Here is a 15575-nt window from a genome sequence, read left to right on the forward strand (position 1 = left end):
GGCGGCGACGCCCCCCCCGACTTGAGACCGGCGACCATGCCGGTCTGCCGTCTCCGCACCCCTTTTCTCGATGATGCACACTTTGGGCGGGTCCTCACGAAGGATCCGCCCTTTCCTTTGGGCCCGCGGACCAGAGCCTAGGTCGGCGCCAGGTGCACTACGATGTCGGCGCGACGGCGCAGCGGGCGGCTGCGGCCGTCGGCGGTGGTCGAGCCCTTCTCGCCGATTGCAGTGATCTTGAACTCGGCGGCGGGCAGGCCGGCTGCAGAGAGCGCCGCGGTCACCGCCTCCGCACGGCGCTTGGAAAGCTCCAGATTGCCGTCGGCGGCGCCGCCGACCGAGTCGGCCAGGCCCAGGACGTCGACGCCGGTGACCTTGCAAGGCCTGGCCTGCTGCGCGGCGGCGGCGATCACCGCCTTGCCCTCCTTGGTCACTTCGAACGAGAAGGTCTCGAAGTAGATCTGCACCGTCTGGTCGGCGCAGCGGGTCGGCGCCTGTACGATACGGCTGCGGGCCGTCGGCATGGTGTTGCAGCCGCCTAGGCCGAGCGCCAGGCCTAGCCCCAGGATCGCTGCTCCGTTGACCGTCGCGCGGATCGTCATGTCAAAGCCCCTTATGCGAACGACGAAGGGCGGCCGGAGGCCGCCCTTGCCGAATTGGTCGACAGCGTGGCCCTAGAGTCCTTCCCACTCAAGTTGCGTCAACTTGAGTGGAGAAGAAGGGCTCCAGACAGGGTCTAGCGCGGGGAGCCGTCTTCCCAGAAATACCGGCCAGTGGCGGAGTCGAAGTAGTAATACCGTCCGGCCCGCTCGTCATAGTATTGGCGGTGGCTCGGATGCGCCGCGCCGCAGCCGCCCTGGTCGGCGCAGCCCTTGGCCACACCCAACAGACCGCCGGCCGCCGCCCCGATCAGGGCGCCTCCGGCGGCATCGTGCGCACCTACGTTGTTGCCGATCACCGCGCCGGCCACCGCGCCGATCGCCGCGCCGCCGAGGGCGGTGTTGGTCGTGTGCGGATCCTCGGCGCAGGCGCACAGCAGCGCTCCGGCGCCGGCCAGCGCGACAAGAGGTTTGAGCAGCATCATGGGCTCTCCTTCAGGCGTCTCCTCGCGAGCTAACGCCACGCTTCTGCGCCAGTTCCGTGATCGAGGTCCAAGGCCGGGCCTCTGTGGCTTTCCGGAACCGCCGCCGCAGCGCGCCGTTGGGAGTGGGATAGCACCTTCAACGGGAGCCCTTCGATGATAGCCGCACGCCTCAGCACTGACGACCGGGACGCCGACGACCGGATGGCTCGGCCGACCGATCCCATCGACTTCAAGCCCATCGACGTCAAGGAGGTGCAGGCCGACGTGCGCGCGGCCTACGAGCGGGGCCGCGCCGATGAGCGCGCCAGCCGCCGGCGTCACCCGATCTTCATGACGCTCACCTTCGTCGCGGCGATCTGCGGCGTGGCGCTCATCGCCCTGGCGGCGGCCAACGGCTCCTTCAGCCGCGGTGGGACGGTGGCGGACGAGAGCCTGCAGGCCGCGGTCAGCAAGGCCGAACCGCAGGTCCGCGACGCCACAAACCAGGCCGGCCAGTCCTTGCGCGACGCCGGGCAGGCTGCGAAAGCCAAGGCCGGCGGTTCACCGAACTAGAGCGCGTCAGGTGAAGTGGATGCCGGTTCACCGTCCGGCGCGCTCTAAACTCTTGAAGATAGACCCTTCTCGTCCGGTTCAGGTGACTCCACCTGAACCGGAAAGGGTCTAGGCGGGGCTTGTTTGGGGGCGAACATCAAGACGGTCGAGGTCGTGGCCAACGTCGCCTCCGGCAGCGTGGGCCGGGACGCGCCTGCGCAGGTCGAGAAGATCCTCTCGGACTTCGGCCTTTCCCATCACGTCTGGACGCCGGAGCCGCACGAACTGGTCGATTGCCTGCGCGCTGCGGTCGACAAGGCCCCCGACCTGCTGGTGGTGCTGGCCGGCGACGGCACGGCGCGGGCGGCAGCCGAACTCTGCGGTCCGGACGGGCCGCTGATCGCGCCCCTGCCGGGCGGGACCATGAACATGCTGCCGCACGCGGTCTACGGCGTCCGTCCCTGGTCGGACGCCCTGACGCTCGCCCTGGAACAGGGCTATGAGCAGTCGATCGGCGGCGGCTCGGTGGAGGGCCACAGCTTCCTGGTGGCGGCCATCCTCGGTTCGCCCGCCCTGTGGGCCCCCGCACGCGAAGCGGCCCGCTTCGGCAAACCCAGACTTGCCTGGATGCGCGCGCGCCGCGCCATGCGCCGCACCTTCCAGGGCCGGCTGCGATACATGCTCGACGGCGCCGCGCGGCAGAAGGCCGAGGCCATGGTGTTCATCTGCCCGCTGACCTCGAAGGCGCTGAGCAGCGACGCCCACGCCCTGGAGGCCGCCGCCCTGGATGTCCATGGCGTCTCGGACCTCCTGCGCCTCGGCTTCCACGCGGTGACCGGCGACTGGCGTGAGACGCCGGGCGTCGAGACCGTGCCCTGCCGGATGGCCCGCGTCTGGGCCTCGCGCGCCATCCCCGCCATCCTCGACGGCGAGACCGTGCAGCTGAAGACGCTGGCCGAGGTGCGCTACGTGGACCGCGTGGCGCGGATCCTGGCGATCCCCAAGGACCTGTGAGCCATGACCGTGCGCCTGGCTCACATCTCGGACATCCACTTCGGCGGCGAGAACGCCGCGGCCGTCGCCGGCGCGACGGCGCACGTCAACGCCGGCGGCTTCGATCTGGTCGTGGTGACCGGCGACCTGACCCGCTTCGCCGAGATTGACGAGTTCGATCGCGCCGCGGCCTGGCTGAAAGGGCTGCACGCCCCGAAACTGGTGACCCCTGGCAATCACGATGCGCCGTACCTGGCCTGGGGCGAGCGGGTGTTCACGCCCTTCCGCCGCTATGAGCGCGCCATCGGGCCGGCCCCGGCCCAGGTCCACCTGGGCGGCGGCTTCGCGGTGCGGGGCCTGAACACCGCGCGCGGCGCCCAGCCCAGGATCAACTGGTCGAAGGGACAGATCTCAAAACGCCAGGTGGCGGCCGCCGTCGACTGGTTCGAAGAAGCCGATCCCGTCTGTGTGCGCATCGTCGCCTGCCACCATCCGCTGACCGAGATGATCGGCGGGCCGATGACCGGCCGTGTCTGGGGCGGCGAGGCGGCGGCCCGCGACTTCGCCGACGCCCGGGTCGACCTGGTGCTGTCCGGTCATATCCATGCGCCGTTCACCTGGCCCTATCCGTTCGCGGACGGGCGCACCTATGCGGTGGGCGCTGGAACGCTCTCGATCCGCGAACGCGGCGCGCCGGCGAGCTTCAATGTGGTGGAGATCGATGAGGCGGCGATCCGGGTCGCCGCGATGGGGTGGACCGGCTCGCACTTCGAGCCGCTGCGCACCACGTCGCTGGATCGTCGCCAGGACGGCCCCTCAAGGCCGTAGAGGCCGCGCCGCCGCTTGGGAGCGAACGGCGCGGGTCCTCAAAGGCGCGTCAGAGGCCTGCGCCCCGGCCGCGCACGAAGTTCATGATCAGCGAGACCACGAACAGCACCAGGAAGACGTAGAAGGCGATCTTGGCGATGCCGATCGCCGCGCCGGCGATCGTCGTGAAGCCAAGCACACCGGCGATCAGGGCGACCACCAGGAAAGTCAGGGCCCAACCGAGCATGGGGTTCCTCCGTTCGCGCCCCAATGGCGCTACGGCCATCCGAACGCCCGGAGGGCGGCGCCGTTCCGCGCCGCCGTTCACGGCTCCGCTACTTCTTCGGCGGCGGGCGCGGCGCGAACGCAGCGGCGATGATCGCGGTCAGGATGCGGGGGTTCTTGAACACCACGGTCGCCGCGGCGGCGACGGCGCCCATGGCCACCAGCGGGCGCTCGCGGGCCAGTTCGATCAGTTGGGCGGTGAGGTTCTTGGCGTCGCCCTTCACCGGTTTCGGCCGCGCCTTGCGGGTGATGACGAGGGCGATGACCAGGGCGATGAACGCCACGATGCCGGCCACGGCGGCGGCGGCCCAGGCGGGGCCGATGATATCGCGCAGGCCCGCATAGATGGCGAACGCCAGCGCGACCATGCAGATCGCGCCCGCCGCCGCGATGGCGGCGAAGGCGGCGACCAGCCCGACGAATTTCCTGAAGATCATGCCCCCGCCGTCAGCTGCGCGGCTAGCGGCGCGACGAGGAGGCCGAGGCCAGCAGGAGGCCGATCAGCACGCCGACGCCCAGCGCCGCGCCCGTCGCGGCCAGCGGACGTTCGCGCACCCGCTCGGTCATGTACTGCGAGGCCTGGTCGATCTGCTCGCCGGCCGTGTCGGAATAGGCGCGCGTCTGGGCGCGCAGTTGCTCGATGCCCTCGGAGACGGCCTTTTCGATGCGCTTGGCCGCCTCGGCGAAGGAGCGCTGGGCTTCGGCGGAGAGCTTGGTCGCCTTGTCCGCGGCGGCATTCACCGCGGCGGTGGCTTCGTCAGCGGTATGGTCGACGCTGTTCGCGGGCATGGTGACGTCTCCGAAGGCTTGCCCCGGCGGGCGGCGGGGCGTTGGAAAGCTGAACGTTGGACACCCTAGCGGGTTCCCGCCTTGGCCGCAAAGGCGAGGCGGGCGCCCCAGCGCTGCGAAACGCCGCCCTCCGCGCACGGTTCCTGTCGCGATCCGCCGCGCGCCGCCCTATGTTCAAACCATGACGCTGGGTGATCTTGGCCATAGCGAGGAGCATCGCCGCCTGGAGCTGGCCCTGGAGATGGCGGGCCTCGGCGAATTCGAATGGGACCTGGCGGCCGGCCGCTTCGTGGTGAGCGCGCGGATGGCGGCGATCACCGGCCTCCCGTCGGGGCCCATGCCGGCCCGGGGCGTCAAGGCGCTGGAGCCCTTCATCCATCCCGACGACCTCGAGGCCTTCCGCGCCGACAAGGACAGCCAACGCCCGGCCGGCGCCTACAGATTCGAATTCCGCCATCTGCGGCCCGACGATGGCCGCGCCGTCTGGCTCCGGGTGGCCGGCGTGCTGGCGCGCGGCGCCGATGGGCGGCCGCTCAATGTCACCGGCGTCGTCGAGGACATCACCCAGCACAAGCTGGAAGAAGATCAGCGTCAGACGCTGCTGGCCGAGCTCGACCATCGGGTGAAGAACGCGCTGGCCACCGTCCTGGCCCTGGCCCAGCAGACCGCCAAGCGGACCACCTCGCTCGAGGCCTTCCTCTCGAACTTCAGCGGCCGGCTGAAGGCCATGGGCTCGGCCAACGAACTCTTGACCGCCGCCCGCTGGCGGGGCGCCGCCATCGACCATCTGGCCGCCGCCGAGCTGGGCGCGCTTTCGCCGGGCCAGACGGCGTGGGAGGGCCCGGAGCTGTTCCTGACGCCGCGGGCGGCCAACGCGCTGGCGCTCGGTCTGCATGAACTGGCGGCCAATGCGGTGAAGTTCGGGGCGCTGTCGGCGGAGACCGGCCGGGTCAGTCTGCGCTGGGCGCGCCTGCCCGACGGGGGCTTCGAACTGACCTGGACCGAAAGCGGCGGCCCGACCGTCAGCCCGCCGACCCGCCGCGGCTTCGGCTCGACCCTGCTGGAGCAGGTCACCGGCCGCGAGCTGAACGGCGAGGCGGCGATCGACTATCGTCCGGCCGGGGTCCAGGTGCGGATACGCGCCGGCGCCGCGGCCGTCGCGCCGCGCCCGGAAACCGTGCCCGAGGCCCCGGCCGTCCGCGCCGCCGAGACCGTCGTCGCCTTCAGCGGCGGTCCGACCAGCCTGCGCGGCGCCCGCGTGCTGATCGTCGAGGATGCGGTGCTGCTGGCCATGGAGCTGGAGACCGGCCTCTCCGACGCCGGCGCCACGATCATCGGCCCGGCCTATGAGCTGGAGGAGGCCCTGGCTTTGCTCGACCAGCCGATCGATGCGGCCGTGCTCGACGCCAACCTGAACGGCCACTCCGTGAGCCCGGTGGCCGAGGCGCTGGCCAGGCGCAAGGTGCCCTTCGTCTTCGCCACCGGCTACGGCGAGACCGGCGGCGCGCCGGGCGGCTTCGACGCCCCGGTGATCCGCAAGCCCTATGACGTGCATCAGGTGGCGGCGGCCGTCGCCGAGCTGTTGCAGGCCAAGACGTCGCACCCCTGAGACAAGGCGCCGCCTCGGCTCCGCTTCGGCGGAGGGATACACAGACCGCCAGGGGGGCCTGCGGTGTTATCGCAGGGGCTGGACCGGCGGCCTAAAGGACTTCGCCCGATTCAAGCGACCGGAACTCCCTCGTGCGGTCCGCGGCATAGGTCGCGGACCGACGCATTCCGCTTTCAGATGATCCCCGCCTTCCGCAGGTCCGCCAGCCGTCCGGCGGAGCAGCCGGCGCGCGCGCCCAGCACCTCGTCGGTGTGCTGGCCCAGCGCGGGGCCCGGCCAGCGGACCGAACCGGGCGTTCGCGACAGCTTGGGGAAGGCGTTCTGCATCCGCACTTGGCCGAACACCGGATGGTCGGTGGTGACGATGGCCTCGCGGGCCACGAACTGCGGGTCCTCCAGCATGTCCGGCGCGCGGAACACGCGGCTGGCCGGCACGCCCTTGGCCTCCAGCAGGGCCAGCAGGTCGGGCAGGGTGAAGGTCGAAGTCCAGTCGGCGATGATCGCGTCCAGCTCGTGCTGGTTCACCCCGCGGCTGGCGTGGTCGACGAACTTCGGGTCGGCCTTGAGGTCCGCACGTCCCATGGCCTCGGTCAGGCGCGCATAGACCGTGTCGCCGTTGCCGCCGATCAGGATCAGCTCGCCACCCGCGCAAGGGTAGGCGTTGGACGGCGCGATGCCCGGCAGGATCGAGCCGGAGCGTTCCCGCACATAGCCGGTGAGGTCGTATTCGGTGACCAGGTTCTCCATCACCGCCAGCACGCTCTCGTAGAGCGCCGCGTCGATCACCTGGCCGCGGCCGGTCCGGCTGCGTTCGTGCAGCGCCATGGTGATGCCCATCACCGCATGCATGGCCGCCAGGCTGTCGCCGATGGAGATGCCGGCCCGCGCCGGCGCGCGATCCGGCTCACCCGTCACGTAGCGCAGCCCACCCATGGCCTCGCCGATCAGGCCGTAGCCGGCGCGCTCCGCATAGGGCCCGGTCTGGCCGAAGCCCGAGACCCGGGCCATCACCAGCTTCGGATTGTCCGCCGACAGCGCCTCGTAGGAGAGGCCCCACTTCTCCATCGCGCCCGGCCGGAAATTCTCGATGACGATGTCGGCGCCGCGGATCAGCTCGCGGGCGATCGCCTGGCCCTCGGGCTTCCTCAGGTCCAGGCCCACGGACTTCTTGTTGCGCCCGATCACCGGCCACCAGGGTGAGTGGCCCTTGGGTAGGCTGCGGCCCCATTGGCGCATGGGATCGCCGACCTTGGGATCCTCCAGCTTGATCACCTCAGCCCCGAAGTCGCCGAGGATCTGGCCGGCGAAGGGCCCGGCGATCAGCGAGCCCATCTCGATCACCACCAGGTCGGAAAGCGGGCCTTGATTGGGGGCCGTCATGAACGCTCCACGGAAGCTTGTCGTCGGTCCCGCGAGCCAGAGCCGGGCGCGGGCGCACTTGTCAATCGGCGGAACACAGGTCCATCTCGGCGACCCGACGCTCACGGAGCATGCCTTTGCGGATCCTCAGCCTCATCGCCACCCTGCTGCTCGCCGGTGGTTTGGCCGTCCAGCCGGCCGCCGCCGCGCCGCGGGCGCTCTCCGCCGGCGCCGTGGCCGCGCCGGACCGCTACGGCGCCCTGGCCGCCCAGGAGGTGCTGAAGGCCGGCGGCAATGCGGTGGACGCGGCGGTGGCGACGGCCTTCGTCCTGGCGGTCACCTATCCGGAGGCCGGCAGCCTGGGCGGCGGCGGGTTCATGACCCTCTTTGTGGACGGCAAGCCCTACTTCCTCGACTACCGCGAGACCGCCCCGGCCAAGGCCAGCGCCGGCATGTATCTCGACGCCAAGGGCCAGCCGATCGTCGCGGCGAGCCTGGTGGGTCCGCTGGCGGCGGGCGTGCCGGGCACGGTCCGCGGCATGGCCGACGCGCACCGGCGGTTCGGCAAGCTCCCTTGGGCGCGGGACCTGGCCCCGGCCATCCGCCTGGCGCGCCAGGGCTTCACGGTCCCAACCGGCGAGATCAAGGAGCGCGACGCCGACCGCGGGGCCTTCGCCAAGGCCAACTTCGACCGCTATTTCGCCGGCATGGCCGCGGGCCGCGTCTTCCGCCAGCCGGAGCTCGCCGCCACCCTGGATCTCATCGCCAAGCAGGGCGCCAAGGGCTTCTATGAAGGCAAGACGGCCGACCTGATCGTCGCCCAGATGGGCCGCGGGCCGGGCCGGGGCCTGATCGGCAAGGCCGACCTCGCCGGCTACAAGACCGCCTGGCGTAAGCCGGTCGAGGGCGAGTGGCGCGGCTTCCACGTGATCACCGCCCCGCCGCCCAGCTCCGGCGGCATCGCGCTCCTGCAGATGCTGGCGATGAAGGCGGACGACGCGGCGCTGTTCAAGGGCGTCGGCCTGAACAGCCCGCAGTACATCCACCTGGTGTCGGAGATCGAAAAGCGGGTGTTCGCCGACCGGGCGGAGTATCTGGGCGACCCGGATTTCTGGAAGGTCCCGGTCGCGGCCCTGACCGACCCCGCCTACATCGCCCGCCGCGCCGGCGAGGTCGATCCCGTCAAACCCTCGGCGCTGGCGGCGGTGAAGCCGGGCCTCGGGCCGGAGAAGCCGCAGACCACGCACTTCTCCATCGTCGACCGCTGGGGCAATGCGGTCTCCAACACCTACACCCTGAACGGCTCCTTCGGCGCCGGCGTGGTGGTGGAGGGTGCGGGCTTCCTGCTGAATGACGAGATGGACGATTTCTCGGTGAAGCCGGGCGCGCCCAATCTCTATGGCGTGGTCGGCGGCGACGCCAACGCCATCGCGCCCTTCAAGCGGCCGCTTTCCTCGATGACTCCGACCATCCTGACCAAGGACGGCAAGCTCGCCATGGTGCTCGGCACGCCGGGCGGTTCGCGCATTTTCACCTCGGTCTTCCAGGTGCTGGCCGACGTCTATGACTTCGGCCTGCCCCTGCCGCAGGCCATGGCGGCGCTGCGCTTCCACCACCAGCTCCTGCCGGAAAACACGATTTTCACGGAGCCCTTCGCGCCGTTCCCCGCCGCGCTGGCCGCTCAGGTGAAGGCCCGCGGCTACCGGATCGCCGGCCAGGACTTCAACGGCGACATGGCGGCGATCGAGATTGTGGGCGGCCGGCCGCAGCCCGCGTCCGACCCGCGGGCCCGCGGCGTGTCGCTGGTGGTGCGCTGAACGACTTCACTTCGGCGAGGCGCAGGCGTAAGCGGGCTCGCATGAGCCAATATCTCTTCGATCCGCCCGCCGTCGTCACCGTGCCTGTCGAGGGCCGCGCCGAGGTTTTCCCCGTTCGCCGCATCCTTTGCGTGGGCCGCAACTACGCCGCCCACCGGCGCGAGATGGGCGGTGACGACCGCGATCCGCCGTTCTTCTTCGCCAAGCCTGCCGACGCCATCGTCCCACCGGGCGGCGACGTCGCCTATCCGCCGAAGACCGCCAATCTGCATCACGAGATCGAGCTGGTTGTGGCGCTGAAGGCCGGCGGCAAGGATGTGCCGGTGGAGAAGGCCCTGGATCTGATCTTCGGCTACGCGGTCGGCGTCGACATGACCCGCCGCGACCTGCAGAACGCCGCCAAGGACAAGGGCCAGCCCTGGGACGCCTCGAAGGGCTTCGACCAGTCCGCGCCGATCAGCGCCATCAAGCCCTGGACCGGGGCCCCGCCACAGGGCCGCATCACCCTGTCGGTCAACGGCCAGGTCCGCCAGGACGCCAGCGTCGCCGACATGATCTGGGCCACGGCCGAGATCGTCTCCGAGGCCTCCAAGCTCTGGACCTTGGCGCCCGGCGACCTGATCTACACCGGCACGCCGGAGGGCGTCGGCCCGCTGGTGCGCGGCGATAGCGTCACCGGCGAGGTCGAAGGGGTCGGCCAACTGGCCTTCAAGGTCGTCTGATGAGTTTCACCCTCTACAGCGCCTGGCGCGCCACCGCGCCCTATCGCGTCCGCATCGGCCTGGCGCTGAAGGGCGTGGCCTACGACTATTCCGCCCTGGACCTGATCAAGGGCGAGCAGCGTGGGCCCGAGTATGAGGCGGTGAACCGCCAGAAGCTGACCCCGGCGCTGGACCTGGGCGGCGGCCGGGTCCTCACCCAGAGCCTGTCGATCTTGGAGTGGCTGGAGGAGGAATATCCCGGCCCGCCGCTGCTGCCGAAAACGTCGCTTGACCGCCAGGCGGTGCGCGCCATGGCCCTGATCATCGCCTGCGATATCCACCCGCTGAACAACACCCGCGTCGGCCGCAAGCTGCACCAGATGGGCATCGACCAGGCCGGCATCCTGGAGTGGACGCAAGGCTGGATCCGCGACGGCTTCGATGCGCTGGAGCCGATGGTCGCCCGATACGGCAAGGGCTTCGCCTTTGGCGATACGCCCACCCTCGCCGACTGCTGCCTGATCCCGCAGGTCTATTCCGCCAACCGCTATCAGCTGGACCTGGGCCCCTGGCCGGCGATCGCGGCGGTCAACGAACACGCCCAGGCGCATCCGGCGTTCCAGGCCGCCCATCCCAACCGGCAACCCGACGCGGTCCCGCTCTAGATGCTCGACGATCTAAAGGCCAACAACCGCGCCTGGGCCGCGCGGAAGACCGCCGCCGACCCGGGCTTCTTCAAGCGCCTGGAGGGCCAGCAGGCCCCGGAATATCTGTGGATCGGCTGTTCCGACAGTCGGGTCCCCGCCAACGAGATCGTCGACCTCGATCCGGGCGAACTGTTCGTGCACCGCAACGTCGCCAACCTCGCCCCGCCGCAGGACGCCAACTACCTGTCGGTGCTGCAGTTCGCGATCGACGTGATCAAGGTCAAGCACGTGATGGTCGTGGGCCACTACGGTTGCGGCGGCATCGCCGCGGCGGTGGATGGCAAACGCCGCGGCCTGGTCGATCACTGGCTGCACCCGATCCGTGAGGTCGCTCACGAACACCGCCACGAGCTGGAGGACATCCCCGAGGAACGCGCCCGCCTCGACCGGCTCTGCGAGCTGAACGTCATCCGCCAGGTGAAGAACGTCGCCTCGGACGTCTTCGTCCAGGACGCCTGGGCCCGCGGCCAGCAGGTCTGCGTCCACGGCTGGGTCTATTCGCTCTCGACCGGCCTTGTGAACGATCTGGGCGTCACCGTCGGCGGCCCCGACGAACTGGACCGGCTGGAGACCCGGGCGGAGCCCTGAGGCGCCTGTCGCCTGGAGCCAGCCTCAGGCGAGCTTGATCTCGCGCAGCCGCTCCTGGAGGTAGTCGTTCGCCGTGATCGGGGTCGGGTAGCGGTCCGGATGGCTGGCGTCAACGCAGTTCGGCAGGGTCTTGATCAGGTAGTCCGAATTGAAGTGCAGGAAGAACGGCGTCGAATAGCGGGCGAAGCCGCGACGCTCCGGCGCCGGATTGACCACCCGGTGCGTCGTCGACGGCAGGCGGTGGTTGGTCAGCCGCTGCAGCATGTCGCCGATGTTGCAGACCAGCGCCCCGGGCGGCGGGTTGACCGCCAGCCACTGGCCGTCGCGGTCCAGCACCTCCAGCCCCGCCTCCTCGGCGCCGAGCAACAGGGTGATGACGTTGATGTCCTCGTGCGCGGCGGCGCGGATGTGGGGCCCGTCGAACGGGACCGGCGGATAGTGCAGCAGGCGCAGGATCGAGTTGCCGAAATCGACGGTGGGGTCGAAGAAATGGCGGTCGAGGCCCAGGTAGACGGCGATCGCCTCCAGCACCTTCAGGCCCATCGCGTCGAGCGCGCCGTAGAGCCAGCCCACCGTCTCGTGGAACTCGGCGACGTCGGCGTCCGGCCAGACGTTGTCGGCCATGTGGCTGCGATAGGGATGGCCCGGCGGCAGGTCGCGGCCGACGTGCCAGAATTCCTTCAGGTCGTAGTTCACCTCGCCCTTGGCCGTCTCGACGCCAAAGGGGGTGTAGCCGCGCTGACCGCCGACCGGCAGCTTGTATTTCAGCTTCTGGGCCTCGGGCAGGGCGAAGAATGTCTTGGCCGCCGCGATCGCCGCATCGATACGCGCCTGCGGGATTCCGTGGTCGGAGATCACCGCGAAGCCGAACCGCTCGAACGAGCCGCCGAGGGTGTTGGAGAAGTGCGGGAAGTCGCGGCTGAAGCCTTCGAAGGAAACGGGCGCGATGTGGGGCGTCAGGGCGTGGGCTAGGCTCATTTCAGCGGTTCTACACCCGCTCCTTGTCGGCCTCCAGACGCTTGCGGTCCTCGTGCGGCGGCTCGTTTTCGTCGCGCTCTTCTTCCTCGGCGACCCGGGCCATCTCCGCCTGGATCAGCCGTTCGAAGGTCTCGCGAGAGGCGCGGACGGCGCTGACGTACTGTTCCTCGCCCTGGCCGTAGCTCGCTTGCTGCTGGCGGAACAGGCGATTGTCGTGTTCCCGGAACACCACCGCGGCCTTGAGCGCGCGCCGGTCGGTGAAGCCCAGCCCCTCCAGGGTGTGGCGGCCAAAGTTGAGCGCGCTCTCGTAGGTCTCGCGTTCGGCCCAGTCGACGCCACGGGCCAGGAGTTCGAAGGCGTGTGGGCGGTCGAAGGCGCGCGCGACGATGAAGAGTTGAGGAAACGTCGCCTTCGCCGCCTCGGCGATCTCAAGAGCCTTATCGCGGTCGTCGATGGCGATCAGAAGGACCTTGGCCTTCTCGGCGCCGGCGGTGCGCAGGAGGTCGAGGCGGCTGGCGTCGCCGTAGTGCACGCGCCAGCCGAAGCGCCGGATGGCGTCGATCGCCTCGATGGAGGAGTCGAGGAGCACGACCTTGAATTTGTTGGCGATCAGCAGGCGGGCGGCGATCTGCCCGAAGCGGCCGAACCCCGCGACGATCACGTCGGGGTCGCCCTCGTCGAAGGGCAGGCGTTCGGGCTCGGCGCGCGTGTCCGGGCGGCTCAGCACCAGCCGGTCATAGCCCGCAGTGACCAGCGGCGTGGCCGCCATGGAGACGGCGACCACGGCGGTCAGCAGGTGGGCGAGCTCGGCGCTCATCACCTGGGCGCCCAGCACGAAACCCAGGAGGACGAAGGCGAACTCCCCGCCCTGCGCCAGGGCGACGGCGGTGGACAGTGCGGTGCCGTGGGAGTGCCGGAAGAGCCGGCCGGCGGCGTACATCGCGGCCGTCTTCAGGACCATCAGCCCGACCACAAGACCCAGGACGATGAAGGGATGGGCGGCGACCAGGCCGAGGTCGAGGCCCGCGCCGACGGTGATGAAGAACAGGCCGAGCAGCAGGCCCCGGAACGGCTCGATATCGGTTTCCAGCTCGCGCCGGAACTCGCTATCGGCCAGCACCACTCCGGCCAGGAAGGCGCCCAACGCCGGTGAAAGACCGACCAGCTCCATCAACGCGGCCACGGCGATCACCAGCAGCAGGGCTGAGGCGGTGAAAATCTCCCGCAACCGCGCCGAGGCGATGAAGCGGAACAGCGGCTGGGTGAGGTAGCGGCCGCCGACCGCTATGACCGCCACCGCGGCCATCTGGGCCAGCGGCTGCGCCCAGGCGGGCAGGGGCGCCAGAAGGCTGGTGGCGTGACTGGCCGCCGGCGCGGCGATCCCCGCCGGCGTCAGCAGCGGCAACAGGGCGAAGAGCGGAATGACCGCCAGGTCCTGGAACAGCAGGACGCCGAACGAGGCCTGGCCCACAGGCCCCTGGCGCAAGCCCTTTTCTTCCAGGCTCTGCAGGACGATGGCGGTGGACGACATGGCCAGGATCAGGCCGACCGCGGCGCCGACCCGCCAGTCGAGCCCGAAGGCCAGCGAGGCGGCCCCGAGCAGGGCGGCTGTCCCCACGAGTTGGGTGAGGCCCAGGCCGAAGATCGTCGTGCGCATCTTCCACAGCAGCGCGGGACGGACCTCCAGTCCGATGAGGAACAGCAGGATGACCACGCCGAACTCGGCGAACTTCTGCACCTCGGCGGGCCGGCCGACCAGGTTGAGCAGGAAGGGTCCGATCAGGACGCCGGCGATCAGGTAACCCAGCACCGACCCCAGACCCAACCGCTTGGCGATCGGCACCGAGACCACGCCGCCGGCCAGATAGACGAGCGCCTGGGTCAGCAGGGAGTGGGCGTTCATGACGGCAATGGACCGCGCCTTGGCCCCTGTTGGAAGCGGTTTTGGGCGGGCCGGCGATTTTTATGCCGCGTGCGGTTCTCAATTGCTGCATTGCGGCGTAACAGGTCGGGCATGGCCAGCAAGACAGTAGACGGCGCCCGCGAGGCGCTAGCGGGCGTGCTCTTCGACGGCATGACCATCATGGCGGGCGGCTTCGGCCTCTGCGGCATCCCCGAGAACCTGATCGCCGCGATCCGCGAGGCGGGGACCAAGGACCTGACGGTCGTCTCCAACAACTGCGGGGTCGACGACTTCGGGCTCGGCATCCTGCTGGCCGGCGGTCAGATCAAGAAGATGATCTCCAGCTATGTCGGCGAGAACAAGCTGTTCGCCGAGCTCTACCTCTCCGGCAAGCTGGAGCTGGAGTTCAATCCGCAGGGCACGTTGGCCGAACGCATCCGGGCCGGCGGGGCCGGCATCCCGGCGTTCTTCACCAAGACCGGCGTCGGCACCCTGGTGGCCGAAGGCAAGGAAGTCCGCGAGTTCGACGGCGAGGCCTACGTCATGGAGCGCGGCCTGACCGCCGACCTGGCGATCGTCAAGGCCTGGAAGGGCGACCACGCCGGAAACCTCGTCTATCGGGAGACCGCGCGGAACTTCAATCCGATGATGGCCACCGCCGCCAAGGTCACCCTGGCCGAGGTCGAGGAACTGGTCGCCACCGGGACCCTGGCGAAGGACAACATCCACACCCCGGGCATCTATGTGGACAAGCTCTTCAAGGGTGCGGTCTTCGAAAAACGCATCGAACAGCTCACCACCCGTCCGAAGGAAGCTGTCTGATGGCCCCTGAACTTAAGCAAGGATGGACCCGCGAACAGATCGCCGCCCGCGCCGCCATGGAGCTGCGCGACGGCTTCTATGTGAACCTCGGCATCGGCATCCCGACGCTCGTGGCCAACTACATCCCGACCGGCGTCGAGGTGACCCTTCAGAGCGAGAACGGCATGCTGGGCATGGGGCCGTTCCCCTATGAGGGCGAGGCCGACCCGGACCTGATCAACGCCGGCAAGCAGACCATCACCGAGCTGCCGTCCTCATCCTATTTCTCCAGCGCCGACAGCTTCGCCATGATCCGCGGCGGCCACATCGACCTGTCGGTGCTGGGCGCCATGCAGGTGGCGCAGAACGGCGACCTGGCGAACTGGATGGTGCCCGGCAAGATGGTCAAGGGCATGGGCGGGGCGATGGATCTGGTCGCCGGCGTGCGCCGCGTGGTCGTGGTGATGGAGCACACCGAGAAGTCGGGCGCGCCCAAGCTGGTCAAGCGCTGCTCGCTGCCGCTGACCGGCGCGGGCGTGGTGGACCTCTTGATCACCGACCTGGGCGTCTTCGATCTGGCGGACGGCAAGGTGCGGCTGACGGAGCTCGCGAACGGGGTGGGGC

General features: G+C 69.8%; 18 protein-coding genes. 10 read left to right on the forward strand and 8 right to left on the reverse strand.

The window, feature by feature from the left end; translation table 11 throughout:
- Window positions 1–137: 137 nt before the first annotated feature.
- Together VHS75_RS03460 and VHS75_RS03465 are read right to left on the reverse strand one after the other, a co-directional pair.
- Entirely contained in the window at window positions 138–602 is a 465-nt protein-coding gene (locus tag VHS75_RS03460) for an OmpA family protein (RefSeq protein WP_329637207.1), read from the reverse strand.
- A gap of 134 nt (window positions 603–736) precedes the next feature.
- Window positions 737–1084 carry a YMGG-like glycine zipper-containing protein gene (locus VHS75_RS03465; protein ID WP_329637208.1) on the reverse strand — a complete coding sequence of 116 codons (348 nt, stop codon included), beginning with the start codon at window positions 1082–1084 and terminating at the stop codon, window positions 737–739.
- Between the two features lie 153 nt (window positions 1085–1237).
- On the opposite strand from VHS75_RS03465, the gene VHS75_RS03470 reads away from it, so the two are divergent.
- From VHS75_RS03470 to VHS75_RS03480, 3 genes are all read left to right on the forward strand, one after another.
- Window positions 1238–1636 carry a hypothetical protein gene (locus VHS75_RS03470; protein ID WP_329637209.1) on the forward strand — a complete coding sequence of 133 codons (399 nt, stop codon included), beginning with the start codon at window positions 1238–1240 and terminating at the stop codon, window positions 1634–1636.
- A 123-nt stretch (window positions 1637–1759) separates the two neighbouring features.
- Window positions 1760–2629: a diacylglycerol/lipid kinase family protein gene (locus VHS75_RS03475; RefSeq protein ID WP_329637210.1), complete on the forward strand. Its 870-nt coding sequence runs from the start codon at window positions 1760–1762 to the stop codon at window positions 2627–2629.
- Between the two features lie 3 nt (window positions 2630–2632).
- Window positions 2633–3436: a metallophosphoesterase gene (locus VHS75_RS03480; protein WP_329637211.1), complete on the forward strand. Its 804-nt coding sequence runs from the start codon at window positions 2633–2635 to the stop codon at window positions 3434–3436.
- Between the two features lie 49 nt (window positions 3437–3485).
- Here the strand turns inward: VHS75_RS03480 and VHS75_RS03485 are convergent, their stop codons facing one another.
- The 3 genes from VHS75_RS03485 to VHS75_RS03495 all read right to left on the reverse strand — a co-directional run bounded on the left by VHS75_RS03485 (window position 3486) and on the right by VHS75_RS03495 (window position 4489).
- A complete protein-coding gene (locus tag VHS75_RS03485; protein WP_329637212.1) occupies window positions 3486–3662 on the reverse strand; it encodes a DUF1328 domain-containing protein in 177 nt (58 codons plus the stop codon).
- Window positions 3663–3750: 88 nt separating this feature from the next.
- Window positions 3751–4137, reverse strand: a complete 387-nt coding sequence (locus VHS75_RS03490; protein ID WP_329637213.1) for a hypothetical protein — start codon at window positions 4135–4137, stop codon at window positions 3751–3753.
- 22 nt (window positions 4138–4159) lie between these two features.
- Window positions 4160–4489 (reverse strand): glycine zipper domain-containing protein, encoded by a 330-nt coding sequence (locus VHS75_RS03495; RefSeq protein WP_329637214.1) that lies wholly within the window; start codon window positions 4487–4489, stop codon window positions 4160–4162.
- Window positions 4490–4670: 181 nt separating this feature from the next.
- On the opposite strand from VHS75_RS03495, the gene VHS75_RS03500 reads away from it, so the two are divergent.
- Window positions 4671–6098, forward strand: a complete 1428-nt coding sequence (locus VHS75_RS03500) for an HWE histidine kinase domain-containing protein (RefSeq protein ID WP_329637215.1) — start codon at window positions 4671–4673, stop codon at window positions 6096–6098.
- A 173-nt stretch (window positions 6099–6271) separates the two neighbouring features.
- Here the strand turns inward: VHS75_RS03500 and VHS75_RS03505 are convergent, their stop codons facing one another.
- Window positions 6272–7477, reverse strand: a complete 1206-nt coding sequence (locus VHS75_RS03505; protein ID WP_329637216.1) for a CaiB/BaiF CoA-transferase family protein — start codon at window positions 7475–7477, stop codon at window positions 6272–6274.
- Between the two features lie 110 nt (window positions 7478–7587).
- On the opposite strand from VHS75_RS03505, the gene ggt reads away from it, so the two are divergent.
- The 4 genes from ggt to VHS75_RS03525 are packed head-to-tail and all read left to right on the forward strand — an operon-like array spanning window position 7588 to window position 11269.
- Window positions 7588–9273: a gamma-glutamyltransferase gene (ggt, locus tag VHS75_RS03510; RefSeq protein WP_329637217.1), complete on the forward strand. Its 1686-nt coding sequence runs from the start codon at window positions 7588–7590 to the stop codon at window positions 9271–9273.
- A 41-nt stretch (window positions 9274–9314) separates the two neighbouring features.
- Window positions 9315–9995 carry a fumarylacetoacetate hydrolase family protein gene (locus tag VHS75_RS03515; RefSeq protein ID WP_329637218.1) on the forward strand — a complete coding sequence of 227 codons (681 nt, stop codon included), beginning with the start codon at window positions 9315–9317 and terminating at the stop codon, window positions 9993–9995.
- The gene (gene maiA / locus VHS75_RS03520) at window positions 9995–10639 is read left to right on the forward strand and encodes a maleylacetoacetate isomerase (RefSeq protein WP_329637219.1); all 645 of its coding nucleotides are present in this window, start codon (window positions 9995–9997) and stop codon (window positions 10637–10639) included. Before VHS75_RS03515 ends, maiA begins: the two co-directional genes overlap by 1 nt.
- A complete protein-coding gene (locus VHS75_RS03525; protein ID WP_329637220.1) occupies window positions 10640–11269 on the forward strand; it encodes a carbonic anhydrase in 630 nt (209 codons plus the stop codon).
- 24 nt (window positions 11270–11293) lie between these two features.
- On the opposite strand, the gene VHS75_RS03530 is transcribed toward VHS75_RS03525, so the two are convergent.
- A complete protein-coding gene (locus tag VHS75_RS03530) occupies window positions 11294–12247 on the reverse strand; it encodes an isopenicillin N synthase family dioxygenase (protein WP_329637221.1) in 954 nt (317 codons plus the stop codon).
- A gap of 10 nt (window positions 12248–12257) precedes the next feature.
- The gene (locus tag VHS75_RS03535; RefSeq protein ID WP_329637222.1) at window positions 12258–14150 is read right to left on the reverse strand and encodes a monovalent cation:proton antiporter-2 (CPA2) family protein; all 1893 of its coding nucleotides are present in this window, start codon (window positions 14148–14150) and stop codon (window positions 12258–12260) included.
- A 111-nt stretch (window positions 14151–14261) separates the two neighbouring features.
- Here VHS75_RS03535 and VHS75_RS03540 point away from each other — a divergent pair, with 111 nt between their 5' ends.
- Complete coding sequence (locus VHS75_RS03540; protein ID WP_329637223.1) at window positions 14262–14972, forward strand: CoA transferase subunit A; 711 nt, start codon at window positions 14262–14264, stop codon at window positions 14970–14972.
- Window positions 14972–15575, forward strand: a 604-nt coding sequence (locus VHS75_RS03545; RefSeq protein WP_329637224.1) for a 3-oxoacid CoA-transferase subunit B, incomplete at its 3' end; no start/stop codon positions are given. The genes VHS75_RS03540 and VHS75_RS03545, both read left to right, overlap by 1 nt.

The organism is Phenylobacterium sp., from assembly GCF_036264965.1.
Classification (GTDB): Bacteria; Pseudomonadota; Alphaproteobacteria; order Caulobacterales; family Caulobacteraceae; genus Phenylobacterium.